At 67.3% G+C, this 20,797-nt stretch carries 19 protein-coding genes; 5 read left to right on the top strand and 14 right to left on the bottom strand.

All coding sequences use genetic code 11. From position 1 onward, the window contains the following. Window positions 1-77: 77 nt before the first annotated feature. Window positions 78-476 carry an OsmC family protein gene (locus ACNSN4_RS07385; RefSeq protein ID WP_418285156.1) on the top strand — a complete coding sequence of 133 codons (399 nt, stop codon included), beginning with the start codon at window positions 78-80 and terminating at the stop codon, window positions 474-476. A gap of 56 nt (window positions 477-532) precedes the next feature. On the opposite strand, the gene ACNSN4_RS07380 is transcribed toward ACNSN4_RS07385, so the two are convergent. After that, a complete protein-coding gene (locus ACNSN4_RS07380; RefSeq protein WP_418285155.1) occupies window positions 533-745 on the bottom strand; it encodes a hypothetical protein in 213 nt (70 codons plus the stop codon). Between the two features lie 303 nt (window positions 746-1,048). Between ACNSN4_RS07380 and ACNSN4_RS07375 the strand changes: the two genes are divergently transcribed. Beyond that, window positions 1,049-1,312, top strand: a complete 264-nt coding sequence (locus tag ACNSN4_RS07375) for a hypothetical protein (protein WP_418285154.1) — start codon at window positions 1,049-1,051, stop codon at window positions 1,310-1,312. Window positions 1,313-1,515: 203 nt separating this feature from the next. Here the strand turns inward: ACNSN4_RS07375 and ACNSN4_RS07370 are convergent, their stop codons facing one another. Continuing rightward, on the bottom strand, window positions 1,516-1,710 hold the full coding sequence (locus tag ACNSN4_RS07370; protein WP_418285153.1) for a cold-shock protein: 195 nt from the start codon (window positions 1,708-1,710) through the stop codon (window positions 1,516-1,518). Between the two features lie 156 nt (window positions 1,711-1,866). Here ACNSN4_RS07370 and ACNSN4_RS07365 point away from each other — a divergent pair, with 156 nt between their 5' ends. Both ACNSN4_RS07365 and ACNSN4_RS07360 read left to right on the top strand, forming a co-directional pair. After that, window positions 1,867-2,523 carry an SDR family oxidoreductase gene (locus tag ACNSN4_RS07365; protein WP_418285152.1) on the top strand — a complete coding sequence of 219 codons (657 nt, stop codon included), beginning with the start codon at window positions 1,867-1,869 and terminating at the stop codon, window positions 2,521-2,523. A 130-nt stretch (window positions 2,524-2,653) separates the two neighbouring features. Continuing rightward, window positions 2,654-4,111, top strand: a complete 1,458-nt coding sequence (locus ACNSN4_RS07360; RefSeq protein ID WP_418285389.1) for an MATE family efflux transporter — start codon at window positions 2,654-2,656, stop codon at window positions 4,109-4,111. Between the two features lie 69 nt (window positions 4,112-4,180). Here ACNSN4_RS07360 and ACNSN4_RS07355 read toward each other — a convergent pair whose 3' ends face one another. The 11 genes from ACNSN4_RS07355 to ACNSN4_RS07305 all read right to left on the bottom strand — a co-directional run bounded on the left by ACNSN4_RS07355 (window position 4,181) and on the right by ACNSN4_RS07305 (window position 16,747). Further along, complete coding sequence (locus tag ACNSN4_RS07355) at window positions 4,181-4,441, bottom strand: DUF8119 family protein (protein ID WP_418285151.1); 261 nt, start codon at window positions 4,439-4,441, stop codon at window positions 4,181-4,183. A gap of 104 nt (window positions 4,442-4,545) precedes the next feature. Next, window positions 4,546-5,007 carry a universal stress protein gene (locus ACNSN4_RS07350; protein ID WP_418285150.1) on the bottom strand — a complete coding sequence of 154 codons (462 nt, stop codon included), beginning with the start codon at window positions 5,005-5,007 and terminating at the stop codon, window positions 4,546-4,548. A 3-nt stretch (window positions 5,008-5,010) separates the two neighbouring features. Further along, the gene (locus tag ACNSN4_RS07345) at window positions 5,011-6,717 is read right to left on the bottom strand and encodes a sodium:solute symporter family transporter (protein ID WP_418285149.1); all 1,707 of its coding nucleotides are present in this window, start codon (window positions 6,715-6,717) and stop codon (window positions 5,011-5,013) included. Then, window positions 6,714-7,187, bottom strand: coding sequence for a DUF4212 domain-containing protein (locus tag ACNSN4_RS07340; RefSeq protein WP_418285148.1), 474 nt, complete (start codon window positions 7,185-7,187; stop codon window positions 6,714-6,716). Before ACNSN4_RS07340 ends, ACNSN4_RS07345 begins: the two co-directional genes overlap by 4 nt. A gap of 90 nt (window positions 7,188-7,277) precedes the next feature. Next, on the bottom strand, window positions 7,278-9,269 hold the full coding sequence (acs, locus tag ACNSN4_RS07335) for an acetate--CoA ligase (RefSeq protein ID WP_418285147.1): 1,992 nt from the start codon (window positions 9,267-9,269) through the stop codon (window positions 7,278-7,280). A gap of 100 nt (window positions 9,270-9,369) precedes the next feature. Beyond that, window positions 9,370-11,148 carry a bacterio-opsin activator domain-containing protein gene (locus tag ACNSN4_RS07330; protein WP_418285146.1) on the bottom strand — a complete coding sequence of 593 codons (1,779 nt, stop codon included), beginning with the start codon at window positions 11,146-11,148 and terminating at the stop codon, window positions 9,370-9,372. 242 nt (window positions 11,149-11,390) lie between these two features. Beyond that, entirely contained in the window at window positions 11,391-11,627 is a 237-nt protein-coding gene (locus tag ACNSN4_RS07325; RefSeq protein ID WP_418285145.1) for a DUF2061 domain-containing protein, read from the bottom strand. A gap of 71 nt (window positions 11,628-11,698) precedes the next feature. After that, complete coding sequence (acs, locus tag ACNSN4_RS07320) at window positions 11,699-13,672, bottom strand: acetate--CoA ligase (protein WP_418285144.1); 1,974 nt, start codon at window positions 13,670-13,672, stop codon at window positions 11,699-11,701. A gap of 129 nt (window positions 13,673-13,801) precedes the next feature. Then, entirely contained in the window at window positions 13,802-15,169 is a 1,368-nt protein-coding gene (gene hflX / locus ACNSN4_RS07315; protein ID WP_418285143.1) for a GTPase HflX, read from the bottom strand. Continuing rightward, window positions 15,166-15,516 carry a DUF2209 family protein gene (locus tag ACNSN4_RS07310; protein ID WP_418285388.1) on the bottom strand — a complete coding sequence of 117 codons (351 nt, stop codon included), beginning with the start codon at window positions 15,514-15,516 and terminating at the stop codon, window positions 15,166-15,168. The genes hflX and ACNSN4_RS07310 overlap by 4 nt, the downstream gene beginning before the upstream one ends. 181 nt (window positions 15,517-15,697) lie before the next feature. Continuing rightward, the gene (locus ACNSN4_RS07305; protein ID WP_418285142.1) at window positions 15,698-16,747 is read right to left on the bottom strand and encodes a threonine aldolase family protein; all 1,050 of its coding nucleotides are present in this window, start codon (window positions 16,745-16,747) and stop codon (window positions 15,698-15,700) included. A gap of 182 nt (window positions 16,748-16,929) precedes the next feature. On the opposite strand from ACNSN4_RS07305, the gene ACNSN4_RS07300 reads away from it, so the two are divergent. Next, the gene (locus ACNSN4_RS07300; protein ID WP_418285141.1) at window positions 16,930-18,456 is read left to right on the top strand and encodes a carboxypeptidase M32; all 1,527 of its coding nucleotides are present in this window, start codon (window positions 16,930-16,932) and stop codon (window positions 18,454-18,456) included. Window positions 18,457-18,486: 30 nt separating this feature from the next. On the opposite strand, the gene ACNSN4_RS07295 is transcribed toward ACNSN4_RS07300, so the two are convergent. Next, the gene (locus ACNSN4_RS07295; RefSeq protein ID WP_418285140.1) at window positions 18,487-20,601 is read right to left on the bottom strand and encodes a heavy metal translocating P-type ATPase; all 2,115 of its coding nucleotides are present in this window, start codon (window positions 20,599-20,601) and stop codon (window positions 18,487-18,489) included. Window positions 20,602-20,797 lie beyond the last annotated feature (196 nt).

The following is a 20,797-nucleotide window of genomic DNA, read 5'->3' as shown; positions in this document are numbered from 1 at the left end:
GCTCCGAGCCTCGTTTTCGCTCGCGGCGTTTCGGGTATGGCAACCTTTAGGCCGGGGCGAACCCACCACGTACACGTATGTCGGACATCGAAACCACCACCGTTTCCGAGGAAGGATACGCCTGCACGAGCCAAGTCGGCGACTTCGACCTCCAGATCGACGCGACCGACGAGACCGGCCCCAACCCCAACGCCGCGCTCATCGCAACCTACGCCTCCTGTTATCTCCCCGCGTTCCGCGTCGGCGGCAGCCAGCGCGGCGAGGAGGACCTCGGGAAGGTACAGATCGACGCGAGCGCCGAACTCGACGAGGACGACGACCTCTCGGCGATCGCCTTCGACGTGCACGTCGAGGCCGATCTCGACGACGAAACCGCGAGCGATATCGCCGAGCGCGCGGAGGGCATCTGCCACGTCCACACCGCGCTCCGCGACGAGCTCCACGCCGACGTCAGCGTCTACCCCGGCGCGTTCTAACTCGCGCTTTCAGATCCCCTCTGCTTTTGCCTTTTTGCGAACCGAACCGGATCGGATCACGAACCGGACCGAGGGCCGTCCGACCCGGCGGCCGCGAAGTCGACGACCACGCTGGAGGCGACGTACCCGATCGCTCCAACGATCGCGGCGACGACGAGCGCGCCCGCGAGCTGTTGTCCGGCGACGAGCGCGAGGAGGAACCCGGCCATACCGGCTGCGTTCGCGCACAGCACCCGCAGCGTCCGGTAGGTCGGCTCGGGGGACGACATGGAGTCCGTAAGCCGTCGTGCGGCAAAAACCCCTGAGTTGCTCGACAGACGGGCCCGATCGACCGGACGGCGATCGGGAGGCGAGCGTTTACCACCGGTGGCGAGGCCACCGGCCGTATGCGCCCGCGAAACCGGCGACCAGAGCGTAGGGGGCGGCGATCGACCGGTCGAAGCCGCCGTCCCGGAAACCGCGACGGCGAACCCCCGGCCGTACGGGTTCGATCCCGACGGAATCGGCGATCCACCCCATCCGAGACGACGATCTCACGAGAGAGTCGGCGCCGCCGGGCGAGAGCGGCTTCAGTGGCCGCCTGGCTCGGGGCCGTCGCGGCTATCGCCTCACTGACGAGCGTCGTCGCTTGGCAGGCCGACACGACGGCGGCCGCGGCCCGGGCTGCGTCGCCGCTCGTTCGTCGCCCGGTTACCGTTCCGGCCCCCAGTGCGCTCGGTGATTTGTCGGCGGTGATCGGTGTCTTCGCGGCCATCACCGGCTGTCTGATTGTCACCGTCATTTCGATCCGGCTCCTCGTCCGCCTCCACGCTCGGCGCGTCGTGAGGAAGGCGTGATGTGCCCCCGCAAGCGGTACTGCTCGGCGAACTTCCGGCGTCGCTCGCGGTGTACGCCCTTGCGTCTACGCGGAGAGTCGGCGGACAAACAGACAGCGTCGTCGCTCGGCGCGTCGACAGGGCCGTCGCTCGGCGCGTGAATATACGCGAGATATGTTTCGAGAGCTGTTCGGTATCGTCGGGCGCGGATGCTGCCGTCGGAGCTACAGTCGAGTGAGGTTCTTCGCGCGCGGACCTTTGTCCGCCTCCTCGATATCGAACTCTACCTCCTGGCCTTCCTCGAGGTCCGGGCCGCCGACGTCTTCCATGTGGAAGAACACGTCCTCGTCAGCGTCGTCACTCTCGATAAATCCGTAGCCGCCGGTGTCGTTGAAGAAGTCGACCTTGCCTTTCGCCATCGCGTCTGGACAGACTCCCGACTCCATGATAAGTGTTGTGTGCGTCACTCGCGCCGCGATCTGTCGGCGTACGTCCGGCGAAACCGTCGATACGAGGCGCTGTACCCACGACGCACCGACCAAAACGCCAAGGCAGTTCGGTGACAACCGATACGTATGTCGACCCTCCTCGTCGTCGGCGGCAGCGGGTTCATCGGCCGCGAGATCTGCCGGCTCGCGGTGCGCGACGGTCACGACGTGCGGAGCGTCTCGCGACGCGGCCGTCCACCGACCGACGCCCCTTGGGCCGACGCGGTCTCGTGGACCAGCGCCGACCTCTTCCGTCCCGACGCGTGGCGAGACAGACTCGTCGGCGTCGACGTGGTCGTTCACTCCGTCGGGATCACGGAGGAAGTACCGGGCGACGGCGTCACCTTCGAGCGGCTCAACGGCGACAGCGCCGTGATCACCGCCTTGGAGTCGGAGCGGGCCGGCGTCGAAACCTTCGTGTTTCTCTCATCGGCGATGAAACCGCCCGGCGCTCGGAGCGCGTACCTGACGGCCAAGCGGCGAGCTGAGGCGGCGATCGCCGGACTCGACATCGCCCTCGTGACGCTGCGTCTGGGTCCGGTGTACGGCGCCGACCAGCCGCACTTCTCGGCGCTCGTTAACACCGGACTCAGGCTCGTCGACTCCGTAACACCCGTCGCTGACCGCCTCGGAGAGGCGCGCCCGCTCCCCGTCGAGGTCGTCGCGCGGGCGGCGTACCGCTCGGCGCTCGACCCGGACGAGCCGCTGTTAGACGTCGCGGACATCCGTCGCGCGGGTCGATGACGCCGCGGATCGAGGTCGACCGTGGGCCCACCGATCCCCTTCGAACCCACCGGCTCCCGAACCGTTAGGGGCGTGCCCCTCGTGTGCCCTCGTAGACTGAACCGTGGGAAACGACGACGCCCGGGTCGACATGACGACGGGAGCGATATCCCCGAAGCTGTTCGAGTTGGCGTGGCCGCTCGTGCTCGGAAACCTGCTACAGACCCTCTACAACCTCGCGGACATGTTCTGGGTCGGCCGCGTGAGCACCGAGGCCGTCGCCGCGGTCTCGCTCATGTTCCCGCTGTCGTGGCTGTTCGTCTCGACGGCGATGGGACTCACGGCCGCGACTATCGCCCTCGTCTCCCAGCACGTCGGCGCCGGCAACGACCGGCGCGCCGACGAGATCGTGGCCCAGACGATACTGCTCGCGGTGGTCGTTTCCGTCGCGCTGGCGCTCGTCGGGTTCGCCGCCCGACACTGGCTGCTGTACTGGATCGGTGCGCGCGACGCGGTGTTCGTCGAGGCGCTCGCGTACATCGAGGTCATCTTTCTGACGCTGCCGCTCACGTTCCTCTTCTTCGCGTTCCGTTCCTCGTTGCAGGGGGCCGGTGACACGAAAACGGCGATGTGGCTCGTCGGGATCTCCGCCGGGATCAACATCGTCATCGACCCGGTGTTCATCCTCGGGTGGGGGCCGGTCCCGGCGCTCGGCACGCGGGGGGCCGCGGTCGCGACGCTCATCGCGCGGCTGTTCGCGACCGGAGCGGGAGTCTGGATCCTCCTCCGCGGGGACTGGGGAGTGAAGCTGTACCTGGGGGACCTCAAGCCGAATCCCGCGATCCTCCGGAAGCTCATCGACGTCGGCTACCCGGCCACCCTCGACGGGTGGGCGCGGTCGTTCGCGGCGGTGTTCATGGCGGCGCTCGTCGCGCGGTTCGGCCCGGCCGCGACCGCCGCGTACGGCATCGGCGTCAGGCTGATGTCGATCTCGTGGTCGGTCGCGGGCGCGGTCGGACAGGCGACCGCGACCGGCGTGGGACAGAACCTCGGCGCGGAGACGCCCGAGCGCGCCGCCGCGGTCACCCGGGTCGCCACCCTCGGAACGATGGCGCTTTTGGGAGTCGCCGGGGGCGCCGTCTGGCTGTTCCCCGCGACCGCGATCGGCGTCTTCATCGACGATCCCGCGACGATCGCTGAGGGAGTCGTCTTCCTCCGCGTCATCGCGCTGTCGTGGGCGTTCTTCGGCGGCCTGATGGTGATTCAGGGCGCGTTCCGCGGCGCCGGACACACGAAGGCCGCGCTGGTGCTGTCGCTGCTCTCGCGGTGGGTCGTCAGGATCCCGCTCGCCGCGCTGCTCGCGTTCGGCGCGGTCGGCGTCACGCTCGGTGGAGTCGACGTCGGCCCAGTTGCGGTTCCCGCGTTCGATATCGGCTACACCGGCCTCGACTGGGGCGTTGTGGGCCTGTGGTGGGCGTACGCGACCGCCGCGGTCGTCTCCTTCGTCGTCGGCGCGGCGTGGTTCCTCCGCGGGACGTGGACCGAGGGGGTCGTCGAGGGCGGGTCGGAGGCATCAGCCGACCCGTCTGCCGACGCACTCGACGACTGACCGCCTCGACGACCGACCGACTCGACGGCCCGGCACGGTAAACGCCGAACAGCATTGGCGGCTTGGGCGCTACCGCTGTTCCCGCGCCATGTCCAACGAGATAAAGAAGCCGAAGTACGCCGGGATTCCAGCGAGCATGAACATGTAGTACGCCCACGTCGGCGCGTTCACGAAGACGTAATCGAACAACAGCGACACGAGTGTCACCCACGCCAACGCGAACACGAGGTCATGTAACATGCCTCGCCGGTTCTCGGAGACGTGCCTGCGGAGCCGATCGCCGAGACTCGGCTCGCTCCCCGAGTCGTCTGGTGCGGTCGTGTCGGTCATGAGTGTGCGTCCTCGTGCCGGCGGCTTGGATGTTCGGGATCGGTCCGGGTATCGGTGTTTCTCGTCGACGGCGACAAAAAGATTCGAGTCCGAGTTCGACGGCCTCAGCGCCCCTCGACGTAGTCGACGACGAACACCGGAACGTGGGTCGATCGGAGGGTCCGCTCGGTGACGCTCCCGAGGAGCGCGCGACGGACGCCGGAGCGACCGTGGCTCCCCATCACGATGAGGTCGATATCGTGGTTCCGCGCGTAGTCGGCGATCACGTCGTGCGGCTGGCCCCCCGCGTGTCGTTCGAAGAACTCGAGGCCAGCGGCCTCCGCTTGGTCACGGACGAAGCCCGTCGCTTCTGCGGCGTCCTCGGCCAACTCGGTCATTTCACCGAACTTACCCTGGCGGATTCGGTCCACCTGCTCGGTCCCGAGGCTGTACGCGACCATGTCCGTGTCGGCCACGAACAGGGCGTGGATCTCGGCGTCGTACTTCTCGGCGAGATCGATCGCGTGAGCCACCGCGTTGTTCGCCACGTCGCTTCCGTCGGTCGGAATGAGGATCTTTTCGTACATCGGTTAGTCGTCAGCAGGCGCGTTGTTGTTCTTTTCGGCGACGACCTGCGCGGCCGTCTTGTCCTTCGGCATCGGGTCGGGACTGTGACACTGCCGGACCATCTGTTTGGTCCGCAGCGGCGGCTCGTCGGTGACGTACGAGACGAAGATCGTCACCGCGAAGACGATCGGGACGCCGATGAGCGCCGAGCCGATGGCGGGCATCCACGTGTTGAGCACCGGGATGAAGGCCGTCTGTCCCTCCGGCGTCGTCAACAGCCCGAAGTTCGCCTCGTTGAACATCGGAATGAACCAGACGACCAGTCCGGTGATCATCCCGGCGAGCGCGCCGGGCCGATTGGTGTTCTCCCACCAGAGCCCGAGGAAGAACATCGGGAACAGGACGATAGCAGCGAGCGAGAACGCGAAGGAGACGAGCGCGGCGATCGGCTGCTGCGGGTCGAGCGCGAAGATGATCGTGAGCAGGCCGATGGCGACGATGCTGAGTCGACCGACGAGCACCTGCTGGCGCTGCGTCGCGTCCTCGTTGATGATGTTCGCGTAGATGTCGTGCGAGATGGCGGACGACGCGGCGATGAACAGCCCCGCGGTCGTCGCGACGGCGGCGGCGATGCCGCCCGCGGCGACGAAGCCGACGAGCCACGTCGGCAGGTTCGCGAGCTGTGCGGCGAGCACGACGATCACGTCTCCGGCCGCGCTGGTCATGCCGGGGTCGCCGTACGCCGGACGGACCGCGTCGCTGTAGAGGTCAGTCCCGAAGGCGGCGAACGCGGGTGCGGACAGGTAGAGCACGGCGATGAATCCGAGCCCCCACGTACACGACCAGCGGGCCGTCCGCTCGTTCTCGACGGTGTAGAACCGGACGAGCACGTGCGGGAGTCCGCAGGTCCCGAACACGAGGCTGAAACAGGTCGCGATCCAGAGGTAGTAACTCCCGCCCGCGAACGGCGCTGAGAACTCGCTCCCGAGCTCGCTTATCAACATCCCGTACTCTATCTGGGGGAGAATCGTCGAGTACCCGGACGCCCAGCCCGTCGCGAACAGCCCGACGATGAACGCGCCGATGAGGATGACGTACTGCAGCGCCATGTTCTTCGTCGCGCCGAGCATCCCCGAGAGCGTCAGGTACGCGACGGTGACGACCATGAACAGCACCATCATCGCCTGATACGCGCTCAGCCCGGGGAGCGCGATCACGTTGTTGATATCGCCGAGGACGTACATCCCGACGAGTCCCATCCCGCGAGCCTGTCCGAGCGCGTACACGAACCCGATGAGGAAGGTGGTGATCGCCGCGAGCGCCCGCGCCGTGTCCGAGTTGAAGCGGTCACCCACGAAGTCGGGCGCCGTGTACTTGCCAAACCGACGCATCTGCGCGGCCATGAAGATGAGCAGGACGAAGTAGCCCGTCGTCCAGCCGACGACGAAGGCGAGTCCGTACACGCCCGACAGCGCGATCAGCGCGGCCATTCCGAGGTACGACGCCGCGGACATCCAGTTGGCGCCGATCGCCATCCCGTTCTCGACGTTCCCGATCGACCGCCCGGCGACCCACATGTCGTCGGTGTCGGCGACCTTGAACACGAAGCCGACCGCGAGGAACAGGCCCATCATCGAGATGACGATGATCGCCGGAACGAGCTTGAAGCCGATCTCCAGCCCTTCCGGGAGCAGCTCCTCCGACTGCATGAGCACGGATGTCGGGATCATTCGGCGGCACCCCCGTCGGCGGCGGCAGCCCCTTCATCGGCTGGGTCGTCGGCGTCCAACGCCGCGTTGTCGACCTGTTCGATGCCGTACTTCTCGTCGATCGCGTCGCGCTTCTTCGCGTACCACACGGAGAGGAGCAGCGCGGCACCCGGCGCACCGATCGCGATCGCGAAGTAGTGGAACGGGAAGCCGATCACCGGCATCTCCGTCGTCATCGCGCCCGGGGCGATCCGCGTCGCGGTTATGGGTCCGAACGTGGTCACGACCCAGATCGCGAAGCCGATCCAGATCACTCGGAGGTGATCGCGCATGAACGGCGTCGCGGGTTTCAATAGGTTGATCTCGACGTCCAGGTAATCCGTCTGCTTCTCTCGTTCGACATCGGTCATTCCTCCGTCGGTTCGGGCAACCCCTTCATCGGTTGGGGCGGCCGCGTCTGCCGTCGAATCGTGTCTGTCGTTATCTGTCATAGCTCGTGTGCGTGTGTCTCGGTTGTGGTTCGTGCCGTCTCCTGTCACTTAACCGCGCGTCTTCGGCCGAAAATGAGACCGAGCGTGGTCTCAGTTGTTCGCCTGTTTCTGGATATCTTCGACGATCTCCGGGTTACGCAGCGTGCTGGTGTTGCCGAGTTCCTTGCCGTCGGCGATGTTCTCCAGCAGGCGGCGCATGATCTTTCCGGACCGCGTCTTCGGCAGGTCGGGCGTGAACACGACCTGTTCTGGTCGGGCGATCGGACCGATGGCGTCCTCGACACCGGCGATGATGGCGTCTCGGAGCTCGTCGTTGCCCTCGTAGCCGTCTTCGGTGGTCACGTACGCGTATACGGCCTCGCCTTTGATCTCGTGGTCGCCGCCGACCACGGCGGCCTCGGCGACGCCCTCGACGCCGACGATCGCCGACTCGATCTCCATCGTCCCGAGCCGGTGGCCCGAGACGTTGAGCACGTCGTCGACGCGGCCGAGTACGGTGATGTAGCCGTCGTCGTCTATCTTGGCACCGTCCTCGGGGAAGTACACCCAGTCGTCGGGGTCGTCGCTGTCCGTGTCGGAGTACTCCGCCCAGTACTCCTCGATGTAGCGTTCGTCGTTGTTGTACAGCGTCCGGAGCATGCCGGGCCACGGCTTCTGTACGGTGAGGTAGCCGGCCTTCCCCGGACCGACTTCCTCCCCGAGCGTGTCGAGGATCTGTACGTCGAGTCCCGGCAGCGGCGGTCCGGCTGCCCCGGGTTTCATGTCCTTGATACCGGGGAGCGTCGTGACCATCATCCCGCCCGTCTCGGTCTGCCACCACGTGTCGACGATCGGGCACTCCTCGTCGCCGATGTGCTGGTAGTACCACTTCCACGCGCGGGGGTTGATCGGCTCGCCGACCGTCCCGAGCAGTCGCAGGCTGGAGAGGTCGTGCTGGTCGGGGAACGTCGAGCCCCATTTCATGAACGCGCGGATCGCCGTCGGAGCCGTGTACAGCTGCGTCGCCTCGTGTTCCTCGACGATCTCCCAGAGCCGGTCACGCTCGGGGTGATCCGGAGTGCCCTCGTACATCATCGTCGTCGTTCCGAGCGCGAGCGGCCCGTAGACGATGTACGAGTGACCCGTGATCCAGCCGATATCGGCCGAACAGAAGTACGTGTCGTCCGGCTTGATGTCGAGGACCGCCTGCGAGGTCCACGACACCCACGAGAGGTAGCCGCCGGTCGTGTGTTTCACTCCCTTCGGCTTCCCTGTCGTTCCCGAGGTGTACATCAAAAAGAGCATGTCCTCGGCGTCGCGGGTGACCGGCTCGACCTCGGCGCCCTCGTGGTCCGCGACGACGTCGCCGTAGTCGAGCTGGTCGTCGTCGAGCTCGTGGCCGAAGTCGTCGCCGTTGGGGCCGAGTCGGTCGACGACGACGGTGGTTGTGTCGTGCTCGACGCCGGAGAGCCCCTCGTTGGCTTTGTCCAAGTGATCGAGGGGATCGCCGCGGCGGTAGTAGCCGTCACAGGTAACGAGGTACTCGGAGTCCGCGGAGTTCATTCGCGTCGCGAGCGCGTCGGCCGAGAACCCGGCGAAGACGACGCTGTGTGGCGCGCCGATTCGCGCACACGCCAGCATCGCGACCGGTAGCTCCGGGATCATCGGCATGTACATCGTCACGACGTCGTCCTCCTCCACGCCCATGTCGCGGAGCGCGGCCGCGAACTCGTTCACTTCGCGGTGGAGCTCCGCGTACGTGTACGTGCGATCGTCCTCGTCGACGGGCTCGCCGACCCACTCGATCGCGGCCTCGTCGCCCCGCTCGTCGAGGTGTCGGTCGAGACAGTTCGCCGACGCGTTCAGCTCCCCGCCGGTGAACCACTCGTAGAACGGGGGGTTGCTGTCGTCGAGCACCTGATCGTAGTCAGACTCCCAGTCGAGGAGGTCCGCGGCCGCCTCCCAACATCCCGGCCAGTTCTCGTTGAACTCCTCGTAGATGTCTGGGTCGGACACGTTCGCCTGCTCGGCGAACGACGCCGACGGCTCGAACACCTCCTGCTCTTCCAATCTCGCTTCCAGTTGACCGTCACCCTCTGTCATGGTACGGGCGTACCCAACCGATCTCGGCATATAAACGCTAACGCTAAATACGAAAAATCGTGATAGATCTCCGGTCGAATCGGCGCGGTCATCACTCTCTTCAGGGCGCGTATCGGTTGCTCGGGTCGCGTCGCTGCTCCTCCTCGAAGAGCCCGTCGAGCAGCGCCCGCTGTGCCTTCCGGAGATGGTTGTGGAACGTCGGCGAGGAGACGCCCATCGCGTCGGCGACTTCCTCGGCCGTGCTTCCCCGCGGCCAGTCGAAGTAACCCCCGTGGTACGCGGCCGACAGAGCGGCCCACTGTCGGTCGGTGAATCGATCGGTGACTCCCTCCCGGAGCGACGATTCGGTGACCGGAGGCCGTGAAACGGACTCCTTGCTCGTGAGGCGAGCGTCGGGAAACCGCTTCCTGAGCCCGTCTGCGACGGGTCGAATACCCGCGCCCTCGGGGAGATCGGCGACGACGCGAACGGCGCCGTCGCTTCCGGTCGCGTCTCGGACCGTCGCCCCGTGTTCGGTCAGGGCTCGCACCGCTGAGCCGCCCTCGACGCGGACCGAGACGGCGCAGCCGCCCTCGCGGGTATCGACGACTCGCAGGTCGCTGACGCCGTCCGCGTTGGCGACTACGTCGGCAATTCCCTGCGGTCGGGCGTCGTCCACGGTGAGATAGAACCGGGAGGCGTCGTCGTCGACGGAGACGGTCGAATCCAGTTCGATGCGACAGCCGAGCGCCGCGCTCGTCCGGGCGATGAACGCCCCTTGGTCCGCGGTTCTGAACTCTACCTCGGTGACGGCGTCGGAGTGGAGCAAGTCGTGCCACCGCGCCGCGGTCACCGCCCAGCCGAGACAGGTCCCGAGCGTCGACAGGGCCCGTCGCTCGTCGTCGGTCACGGGAGCACCGTTCGCGGCGACGACACACAGCGCCCCGTGCGTGGCCTCCCGATAGCGAACGGGAACCGCGAGCGACGGGCGACCTCCCGTGGCCGGGTGGCCGTCGCTCGCGACCGGCTCCCCATCAGCGAGCGCGTCGCGCCACGGGCCGCCGTCGGCGACGCCGCGGTCGACGAGCACTTCTCGGTCGACGCCTGCCGCCCCCACGACCTCCGTGCGCTCGCCGTCGGTCCACCCGCGAACGACCCACGCCTCGGACCAGCGCTCTGCGTCAGTCAGCCGGTTAGGGACCGCCGCGATCGGCGGGTCGATCTCCGCGTCGCTTGCGTCCGCGATGCCTTCGAACCCGCTCAACACGGCGGAGACGTGGCCGTCGATCGGATCGGCGGTCTCGTCTCCGTCGGAGCCGTCGGCTACTGCCTCGGCGATCGCGTCCCCGTCGAGGGGGTCGAGGTACTCGTCGAGCGACCCCATCGTCTCCCACCCTCCCGCCTCGCGTACGACGTGCGGACTCACACCGCGATCGACGAGGAGTCGCCGCGCGAAGGTCGCGCGAAGGTCGCTCGGCGTCACGTCCGAGGGGACCGCACCGCCGGTCCGCTCGGCGGCACGCGCGGCCGTCTCGCTCACGATCATCTGCACGCGGCGGGGGGTGACGTCGACGAACGGCTCGTCCTCGTCGAGCCCCGTGTTCTCGGCGTATCGGCGGAGTTCCGCCGCGAGCGACGCGGGAACGGTCGTCTCTCGATCCGCCGCGTCTCGACGGTCTCGGCCATCGCCGTCGCCCGCGCCTCCGCTCTCGACCGGCACGGAGAGTAGACCCGAACCCGTCCCGGTGTCCGGTTCGCGGAGGTGACCCGGCGCCACACGAGTGATCTCGGCGGTTCGGAGGCCCGCTTCTCCGGCGAGTCTGACGACGATCCCGGCGCGGTACGTCTCCGCGGCGGTGACGAGCGCGTCGTACGCGTCGGCGGTGAGTCCGTCCGGCATCTGTTTCGTATAACGAAGATAACCCGAAATATAAGTATTGGATAGAACGACGATATGAGCGCGAAACGCCGGTGAACGGCCGTCAAGTGAGAACATTACGGCCACTATGGTTGACACTGCCGTCTATCTGGATCGCTTATAAACAAAAATACGAAACAACTACCCGCAGCGTGGATCGACCGGTACCGCGGCTTGTCCGCAACAACCGCGGCTTCAGTCGCAAGAGGATGGCAGCTCCGAGCTCACCGCCTGTCCCTGATACCCCACGTAATGTGGTCCCAGAACCGTTCGTACCCGTAGTACGTCGCTGTTTTCACCAAGTTAGTCACGATACCGATATGCAGCGCGTCGCCGATGTTGCCGACGACCGCCCACGCGACGAAGACGGTAATCGTGACCATAACGAGTCGATAACAGAGCGTCTTGACGAGCGCCCGCTTGCGGTGGTTGAGGGCGGACCGCGAGACGAGGGTGCGCATACCGCTACTACGAGCGGGGTAATATGAAACCGTATTATGTTTCTGTGTGCTTTAATAGTAACTTTCTTTGGTTACTCTTTTCGAACAGCCGACTCGATCTCGCCGACGACCTCGGGGTTACGGAGCGCGCTCACGTCGCCGAACTCCTCGCCGCGCGCAATATCTCCTAACAGACGCCGCATGATCTTCCCCGACCGCGTTTTCGGGAGCTCCGGAGTGAACACGATCCGGTCCGGCCGCGCGAGGTCGCCGACCGACTGCGCCACTCGATCCGCGATCGTCGTCCGGAGATCCGCTCCGGGGTCGACGTCGCCCCTGGTCGTCACGTACGCGACGATTCGGCCGCCGTCGTCGCCGACCACTGCCGCCTCGGTCACGCCGTCCGTGCCGACGATACTGGCCTCGAGTTCCGCGGTGTTGAACCGCCGAGCGCGGACGTTGATGACGTCGTCGACGCGACCGAGTATGGTGACGTATCCGTCCTCGTCGACGGCCGCTCCGTCTCCGGTCCGGTACCGCCAGCCGTCCTCGGCGTCGACCCAGTACTCCCGCAGATAGCGCTCGTCTCCCTCGCGGAGCCCGCGGAGCATTCCGGGCCACGGCGACGCGATGGTGAGGTAGCCGGGGGTGCCGGGATCAGCTCGCTCGCCGTCCTCGTCGACGACCCGCGCGTCGATTCCGGGCAGCGGCGGCCCCACCTTCCCGGGCTTCATCGGCGTGACCCCCGGGAGCGTCGCGAGCGCGATGGCGCCCGTCTCCGTCTGCCACCACGTGTCGACCACCGGCGCTTCGCCGCCGCCGACGTGTTCGCGGTACCACCGCCACGCCTTCGGCGTGATAGATTCGCCGACGGTCCCCAGGAGGCGGATCGACGAGAGGTCGTGGCGCTCTGGGTACTCCGCGCCCCACTTCATGAACGAGCGGATCGCGGTGGGCGAGGTGTAAAAGACGCTGACGGCGTTGCGCTCGATGAGGTCCCACACTCGATCGCGGTCGGGATAGTCCGGCGAGCCCTCGTAGAGGACGGTCGTGGTCCCGACCGAGAGCGGGCCGTACACCCCGTAGGAGTGACCCGTGATCCAGCCGATGTCGGCCGCACACCAGTAGGTGTCGTTCGGGCGCACGTCGAGGACGTTCCGCGTCGTCCACGAGACGTGCGCGAGGTAGCCGCCGGTCGCGTGCTCGACGCCCTTCGGCCGCCCCGTCGTTCCCGACGTGTACATCACGAAGAGCAGGTCGGTGGCGTCCCGTGCGACCGGCTCGACCGTCTCGCCGTCGTGCGCGTCGACGAGCGACTCGTACTCGTGTTCGTCTTCCCCGAGGGGCACATCGAGGGCGTCGCCGAGCCGGTCGACGACGACCGTCGCGTCGAGGTCGCCGTCCATCCGTAGCCGGGCGTTATCGGCCTTCGATTTCTGGTTGAACGCGTCCTCCCGGCGGTAGTAGCCGTCGCAGGTGATCAGGTACTCGGAGTCCGCGGCGTCGAGGCGGGTGGAGAGCGCCTCCGCCGAGAGCCCCGCGAAGACGACGTTGTGCGGCGCGCCGATCCGCGCACACGCCAGCATCGCGACCGGTAGCTCCGGGATCATCGGCATGTACAGGGTCACGACGTCGTCCTCCTCGACGCCGAGTTCGCGGAGCCCGGCCGCGAGTGCGTTCACCTCTCGATAGAGGTCGAGGTAGGTGTACGACCGGCGCTCGCCGCGTTTGCCGAACCATCTGATCGCGAGCTGGTTGCGGCGGTCGTCGAGGTGTCGATCGACGCAGTTCGCCGCGGCGTTCAGCTCGCCGCCGGCGAACCACTCGTAAAACGGCGGGTCGTCGTCGTTCAAAATCGTCTCGTACGGGCGCTCCCAGTCGAGCAGGTCAGCGGCCGCCTCCCAGCACTCCGGCCAGTCCGCCTCAAATCTCTCGTAGACCCCCCTGTCGCTCGTAACGGCCCGCTCGCGGAACGCGGCCAGCGGCTCGATAACCGCCTCGCCGCCCACACCGTCAGCGTGGCTCGGCTCGTCGAACCGCCGGCCGTCGGATCCGGCGTTATCCATGATACGTGTTCGCAAGTGGAGGAATGTATACTTTGTCCGCGCTCCCGCTGACCGACGACGGTCGCCGGGGCACCGCTCCGAAGGCACTCACGGCGAGGCGAGAGGGAGATCGCCGGTCACGTCGGCTCGTCAGGCCGAGTCGGCGGCCGATCCCGTCGCCGCGAGGTCAGCCGCCTTCGACCGGGCGCGAGCGACGATAGACGGCTTCGCCTCGAAATCGACGGTTACCTGATCGTCCGCGTACGCCTCGTCGTCGACGTGGCCGTGGTCGTGGATCCACGAGACGAGGCTCATCGCTTGGTCGGAGACGGGGAGGACCAGTCGCTCGCGCTCCAAGTCGGGGAGCTCCGCCTCGACGCGGTCGCGGAGCTCGGCGACGCCAGCGCCGGTCTTCGCCGAGACCGCGACCGGATCGGGCGCGACGCCGGACAGCGCCCCGCGCTTGTCCGCCAGCTCACCGGGAGCCAGACAGTCGACCTTGTTGAAGACGGTGAGGATCGGCGCCTCGTTGCGCTCGTAGAGCGTGTCGTGGCTGGTAACGAGCTTCTCGCGCATCACCTCGACCGGCTCGCTCGCGTCGACGACGAGCAGGACGAGGTCGGCGCGGTACACCGAGTCGAGCGTCGACTCGAACGACTCGACGAGCCAGTGCGGGAGGTCCGCGATAAACCCGACCGTGTCCGTCAGGAGTACGTCCCGCTTCTCCATCTCGGCGCGGCGGGTCGTAGTGCCGAGCGTGGTAAAGAGCATGTCCTGCGACTCCGCGGTCCGATCGAGGTCGGGGTGGCGGTCGGCGTTCTCGTCGACATCGATCTCGGCGGCGAGCCGCCGCATCAGCGTCGACTTGCCGGCGTTCGTGTACCCCGCGAGTGCGACGAGATCGAAGCCGGAATCGCGGCGTTGCTCGCGACGGTCCTGCTCTTTTTCGGCGATCGAGTCGAGCTCGTCACGGATCTCGGAGATCTGTCGTTTGATGTCGCGCTCGACGCTCTCGTCGTACTCGCCGAGCCCCATGAATCCGGGTCGCTCGTCGCGTTTCGCGAGACTCGCTTTCGCCTCGGCGCGCGGGAGCTCGTACCGGAGCTCCGCGAGCTCGACCTGGATCTGGGCCTTCCGGGTGTTCGCGCGCTGGCCGAAAATCTCCAGAATGAGGGTGAACCGGTCGATCACCGCGACGCCCTCGGGAAGCTCGCCGCCGATATTGAACGTCTGGTAGGGTCCGACGTCGTTGTCGACGATCACGGCACCAGCGTCGGTCCGGCGGACCAAGTCGCGCAGCTCCGCGACCTTCCCCTCGCCGAACATGAACGCGGCGTCCTCCGTGCGAGTCTGCGAGAGCTCACCGACGACTTCGTAGCCCGCGGCGGCCGCGAGCTGACGTATCTCGGTCAGGTCGGCGGTCCCGGTGTCGACGCGCTTCGCGACGACTGCCCGCTGCTCCCGAGGGACCGATTCTGCGTCTCCGTCGGCGTCCGCCCCCGCGACGTCCCTCGTCATAAGAGGAGGTCGCGAGCGGCGTACGCGGCGTAGTGTGCTGCCTGCACTGTTTCGCGTTCCCCTATGCTCTCGACATATTTAAAGTCGGGTTGGAAGCTCAGTCCGACGCGATCCGCCGGCTCCTCGTAGAACTCGCCGTTCTCGGCGACGATTGGACCGTCCGGCGGCTCGGGGAGGTTCCCGATCGCCGACGCCGTGACCTCGAGCGTCGCGTCGAGAGTCGGGCCTTCGCGGGCGGCGGCGAATCCCATCCCCTCGACCGACCGGATCCGCGTCGAATCGATCCGCGCGTGGACCGCGGCCGCGACCATCAGGTACCCGTCGTCTTCCTCGTGACGGCCGCTGATGTCGACCCCGACGACCTCAGGGAAGGGAGCCGTTCACCTCTGTTCGCCCAGGCTGCGGCTCCGCGCCGAACCGTCTCATGTCCATGCCGCCGTGTTGATCGCGCGTCAAATTGAAGGTTTCCGTGAGAACGGAGCCCGCCGACCCGTCGATATCAGCTGACCGCTGCCTGCCGTTGCCGTCTCACGTCGACAGCGCGGCGACCGCGTCGCCGATCCGTTCGACCGCGTCGTCGACGTCCCCGCGGTCGACGTCGAGGTGCGTCGTGAACCGCGTCGCGTACTCGTCGAACTCGACGCAGCCGACGCCAGTCGCCTTGCACGATTCCACGAGGTCCGCGGCTCGGATCCCGGCGGCCTCGGTGTGCGCGACCACGATGTTCGTGTCCGGCGCTGGCGCGTCGATGCCGTCGATCGCGCCGAGCCCGGCCGCGAGCCGTTCGGCGTTGGCGTGGTCCTCGGCGAGCCGGTCGACGTTCTCCAGCGCGAGCAGTCCGGGAGCGGCGATCATCCCGGCCTGTCGCATCCCGCCGCCGAACAGCTTCCGGACGCGACGAGCGGCCCCGACGAAGGCCTCGTCGCCGGCGAGGATCGAGCCGACGGGCGCGCCGAGCCCCTTCGAGAGACAGAATGTGACGCTGTCGACGGGCTCGACGATCTCGCTCGCGTCGACGCCGAGCGCGACCGCGGCGTTGAACACGCGCGCGCCGTCGAGGTGGACCGGCACGTCGGCGTCGCGGGCGACCTCGGCGGCCGCGGCGGTCTCCGCGACCGGGACCGCGATCCCACCGCGGTAGTTGTGGGTGTTCTCCAGCGCGAGTAGCCCCGTTCCCGGTCTGTGGAGGTCCTCGTTCACGAGCCCCTCGGCGACCGCGTCCGCGGTCGGCACGCAGCGCTCACCGGCGTCGATCGTCCGGGTCTGGACGCCGGACAGCTTCGCCGCGCCCGCGAGCTCCCAGCGGTAGATGTGCGACTCCCGCTCTAAGAGCAGCTCTTGGCCGGGCTCGGTGTGGACGTGGACGGCGATCTGATTCGCCATCGTCCCCGAGGGGACGTAGAGCGCGGCCTCGGTGCCGACCGCCTCGGCGGCCCGGCGCTCCAGCTCGTTGACCGTCGGATCGTCGCGGTACACGTCGTCGCCGACCTCGGCGTCGCGGGCGGCCTCGCGCATCTCATCCGAGGGCGTCGTGACGGTGTCGGATCGCAGGTCGATGGTGTCCTCGTCGGTGTCCATTCGTTGTCGACGCTTCGGCGGCCGGTCTGAAATAGGTCGCGCTCGGGGCGGGTTCGCCCGGCTCCGTGGGGCGACCCGCTCGCGGTCGACCTGCGGTCGGTCCGCCGCCGCGTCCGCTGGACGGCGAACTCGGCGGTTCCGCGTTCGGTCCCTTCTTAACCTGCGCGACCGATCCGTGGCGTATGGCAACGGAAGCCGAAGCCGACGACACGACCGACGCCCCGGACGCGTACGACGCCCTCCTCGACCGCGTTCGACGGTGGAACACGGTCGGAAGCGCCGCCGGCGTGCTCGGGTGGGACCAGCAGGTGATGATGCCCGCGGGCGGCACCCCCGCCCGGTCGAAACAGCTCTCGACGCTCTCGTCGATCCAGCACGAGATGGTCACCGACGAGGAGACGGCCGAGCTGCTCGGCGAGCTCGACGAGACCGATCTCACGGACGAGCGGGCCGCGGTCGTCCGCGAGGTCCGCCGGGAGTACGAGCGCGCCGACGCCGTCCCCGTCGAGCTCGTCGAGGAGATCTCGGAGACCGGCTCGGAAGCGCTGCAGGCGTGGGAGGAGGCGAAAGCCGAAGACGACTTCGAGACGTTCGCTCCCTACCTGGAGAAACACGTCGAGCTGAAACGCGAGTACGCCGAACAGATCGACCCTGACCGCGACCCGTACGAGGTCCTCTTCGAGGAGTACGAGCCGTGCCTCTCCATCGATCGCGCCGAGTCCATCCTCGAGGAACTCCGCGAGACGCTCGTTCCCATGATCGACGCGATCCGCGAGTCCGACGCCGACCTCGCCGTCGACACCTTCGAGGGGACCTTCCCCGAGGACGATCAGGAAGCGCTCGCGCGCGACGCGCTCGACCTCGTCGGCTACGACTTCGACCGCGGGCGCCTCGACGTCTCCTCGCATCCGTTCACCTCGGGCAACCAGTTCGACTGCCGCGTGACGACCCGCTTCGACGAGTCCGACCCGCTCGGCGCGATCGGCTCGACGATCCACGAGTACGGCCACGCGCAGTACAACCTCGGACTTCCGCAGGAGCACTGGGCGACCCCCCTCGGCGAATCGCGCGACCTCTCCGTGCACGAGTCCCAGTCGCGGCTCTGGGAGAACCACGTCGGCCGGAGCCGCGCGTTCTGGGAGCAGTTCCTTCCCGCGTTCCACGAGCGCTTCCCGGAGACGGCCGACGCGACGGTCGAGGACGCCTACGAGGCGTTCAATCAAGTACACGAGGACAACCTCATCCGCGTCGAGGCCGACGAGCTCACCTACCACCTCCACATCATCGTCCGGTTCGAGATCGAACGCGACCTCGTCCGCGGCGACCTCGCCGTCGAAGACGTCCCGGAGACGTGGAACGACAAGTACGAGGAGTACCTCGGGATCCGCCCGGACACCGACAGCGAGGGCTGTCTGCAGGACATCCACTGGAGCCACGGGAACTTCGGCTACTTCCCCACCTACTCGCTCGGTTCCGTGATGGCCGCCCAGCTGTTCGACGCCGCCGAACGCGACATCGACGATCTCGACGGGAAGATCGCCGACGGCGAGTTCGGGCCGCTCCAGGAGTGGCTCGGCGAGAACGTCCACCGACACGGGTCCCGTTACGAGACGAACGAGTTGGTGCGCCGCGCCACGGGTGCGGACTTCTCCGCCGATGCGTTCACCGACTACGTCGAGGAGAAGTACGGCGAGCTGTACGGGATCTGACCGCAGACCTCCCGAATACACGTACCGCGATCACCCGTCGAAACCGAGGAGCCGCAACCCGATCAGGCTCACGAGCACGGTCGATCCCTCGTGGCCGACCACCGCGAGCGGGAGCGGGATCCCCGCGGTGAGGATCGCGGCGATCATGATCGCGATCGCGCCGAAGGCGATGGCGAAGTTGATGTACAGCGTCTTCTTCGTCTCGCGGCTCAGGGCGAACGCGTAGGGCAGCTTCTCCAGTTTGTCGGACATGAGGACGATGTCGGCCGTTTCGAGCGCCACGTCCGTCCCCGCTCCGCCCATGCCGATACTGATGTCCGCGGTCGCCAGCGCGGGCGCGTCGTTCACGCCGTCGCCGACCATCGCGACGCCCTCGTGACGCTCCTTGAGCCGCTCGATGTGCTCGACCTTCTGTTCGGGAAGGAGCTCGGCGTACACCTCGTCGATGCCGAGCTCGTCGGCGATGTGGCGCGCGACGCGCTCGTTGTCGCCCGTGAGCATCACGATCTGTTCGACGCCCTGCTCGCGGAGTTCCGCGATCGTGGCGGCCGCGTCCTCGCGGATCGTATCGGTGAACGCGAGCCAGCCGAGCACGCGGACCGGTGCCGCGCCGTCGCCCTCGGCGGTGGTGTTTCCGTCGTCCTCCGGTTCGCTATCGTGAGGCTCGCTCGCCACGAGCACGGCGGTCTTCCCGTCGGATTCCAAGTCGTGGACCGCGTCGAGACCGCGGTCGAGCCCGTGGATCGACCGCCCGTCGAGCACCGTCTCGAAGTACCGCGGATTACCGATGTGTATCGTTCTGCCGTCGACGACCGCGTGTACGCCCTTCCCGACGACGGCCTGGAACTTCGTCGCCTCCGACGGATCGAGCGAGCGCTCTGCCGCGGCCTCGACGGTCGCCTCGGCGAGGTGGTGTTCGGAGCGCGACTGGACCGCCGCCGCGATCGCGAGGAGCTCGTCGTCGGTGATGTCGGCGGCGGCGACCGCGACGTCGGCGTCGCCTTCGGCCCCTTCGCCAGGGGCGACCCCGCCGTCGAACGCGGCGCGGTCGAGCGCCGTCGCGTCGGTCAGCCGGGTGTTCCCCTCTGTGAGCGTCCCCGTCTTGTCGAACGCGATCGCGTCCACGTCGCCCGCGGTCTCGATGTGCTCGCCGCCCTTAAACAGGACTCCCTGTCGGCCGCCCGCCGAGATCGCCGACAGCACCGCCGCCGGCGTCGAGATGATCACCGCACACGGAGAGGCGGCCACCATGAGCGTCATCGCGCGATAGAACGTCGGGTCGAAGGCGTGATCCAACAGGAGGATCGGTGCGGCGATCGCGACGACCGTCATCGCGAGCACCGCCAGCACGTACGGCTGCTCGAAGCGGTCGATGAGCTGCTGGGTGGGTGCCTGTTTGCTTTGGGCGTCCTCGACCATGTGAATGAGCCGCGAGATCGCGGACTCGTGGGCCTCACGCGTGACGCGCACCTCCAGACTTCCCGTCTCGTTTATGGTCCCGCTGAACACCTCGTCGCCCGGCTCCTTCGTGACGGGGACCGACTCGCCGGTAAGCGACGACTGGTCGACCGTGCTCTCGCCGGACTCGACGACGCCGTCGAGCGGGAGCCGGTCGCCCGGCCGGACGACGAACACGTCGCCCACCTCGACATCGTCTATCGGTACCGACACGGGCTCGCCGTCGCGCGTAACCCGGGCAGACTCCGGTCGCATCTCGATGAGCGACTTGATCGCGGTGCGCGACCGTCCGATCGCGTACTCCTCTAACACCCCGGACAGCGAGAAGAGGAACAGCAGTAGCGCTCCCTCGAACGGCGCACCGATGATCAGCGCGCCGAGCGCCGCGAGAACCATCAGGAGGTCGATCTCCACGGCGGGCTCGCGGAGGGCCGTGACGCTCCCGATAAGCCCGTGCCACCCGCCGGAGACGTACGCGACCGCGTAGCTTCCCCAAACGAGCCACGAGGGCGCACTGAGCCATCCACCGAGCAGACCTACGATCATCCCCAGGAACGTGAGCGCGACCGATATCGCCCGTGCTCGAACCAAAGGGCGATCGAGCGGATCCTTGGTTTCGATCGGCCCTTCGTCCGACGAACCGACCGAGCCAGGTACGCCCGTCTTGGGCTCGGCTGGCGTGTTCATACGGTCAATTCGTTCTCCATCGCCGATAAGGGTTCGCGTGGATTGTCAGTTACTGACTCACGAAAACCGATTAGATCCTGCTACAACAGCTCTCGTAGGTATACGATCCGCTCAATTCAGAGTGGCACTTAAAAGAACACTCACGGGCCACAGGCCCGCTCCGTTATACTGGCCTCCCGTGCGGTCGGCCACTCGG

Origin of the sequence: Halorubrum marinum, from assembly GCF_048381195.1 — an archaeon.
Lineage (GTDB): Archaea > Halobacteriota > Halobacteria > Halobacteriales > Haloferacaceae > Halorubrum.
The sequence above is the reverse complement of the archived record's forward strand: the minus strand, read 5'-3'. Positions and strand labels throughout refer to the sequence as shown.

Bases quoted from the DNA above. Each gene is read 5' to 3' on its own strand.
- ACNSN4_RS07385 (WP_418285156.1), top strand. From the start codon at position 78: ATGTCGGACATCGAAACCACCACCGTTTCCGAGGAAGGATACGCCTGC.
- ACNSN4_RS07380 (WP_418285155.1), bottom strand. From the start codon at position 745: ATGTCGTCCCCCGAGCCGACCTACCGGACGCTGCGGGTGCTGTGCGCG.
- ACNSN4_RS07370 (WP_418285153.1), bottom strand. From the start codon at position 1,710: ATGGCGAAAGGCAAGGTCGACTTCTTCAACGACACCGGCGGCTACGGA.
- ACNSN4_RS07365 (WP_418285152.1), top strand. From the start codon at position 1,867: ATGTCGACCCTCCTCGTCGTCGGCGGCAGCGGGTTCATCGGCCGCGAG.
- ACNSN4_RS07360 (WP_418285389.1), top strand. From the start codon at position 2,654: ATGACGACGGGAGCGATATCCCCGAAGCTGTTCGAGTTGGCGTGGCCG.
- ACNSN4_RS07355 (WP_418285151.1), bottom strand. From the start codon at position 4,441: ATGACCGACACGACCGCACCAGACGACTCGGGGAGCGAGCCGAGTCTC.
- ACNSN4_RS07350 (WP_418285150.1), bottom strand. From the start codon at position 5,007: ATGTACGAAAAGATCCTCATTCCGACCGACGGAAGCGACGTGGCGAAC.
- ACNSN4_RS07345 (WP_418285149.1), bottom strand. From the start codon at position 6,717: ATGATCCCGACATCCGTGCTCATGCAGTCGGAGGAGCTGCTCCCGGAA.
- ACNSN4_RS07340 (WP_418285148.1), bottom strand. From the start codon at position 7,187: ATGACAGATAACGACAGACACGATTCGACGGCAGACGCGGCCGCCCCA.
- acs (WP_418285147.1), bottom strand. From the start codon at position 9,269: ATGACAGAGGGTGACGGTCAACTGGAAGCGAGATTGGAAGAGCAGGAG.
- ACNSN4_RS07330 (WP_418285146.1), bottom strand. From the start codon at position 11,148: ATGCCGGACGGACTCACCGCCGACGCGTACGACGCGCTCGTCACCGCC.
- ACNSN4_RS07325 (WP_418285145.1), bottom strand. From the start codon at position 11,627: ATGCGCACCCTCGTCTCGCGGTCCGCCCTCAACCACCGCAAGCGGGCG.
- acs (WP_418285144.1), bottom strand. From the start codon at position 13,672: ATGGATAACGCCGGATCCGACGGCCGGCGGTTCGACGAGCCGAGCCAC.
- hflX (WP_418285143.1), bottom strand. From the start codon at position 15,169: ATGACGAGGGACGTCGCGGGGGCGGACGCCGACGGAGACGCAGAATCG.
- ACNSN4_RS07305 (WP_418285142.1), bottom strand. From the start codon at position 16,747: ATGGACACCGACGAGGACACCATCGACCTGCGATCCGACACCGTCACG.
- ACNSN4_RS07300 (WP_418285141.1), top strand. From the start codon at position 16,930: ATGGCAACGGAAGCCGAAGCCGACGACACGACCGACGCCCCGGACGCG.
- ACNSN4_RS07295 (WP_418285140.1), bottom strand. From the start codon at position 20,601: ATGAACACGCCAGCCGAGCCCAAGACGGGCGTACCTGGCTCGGTCGGT.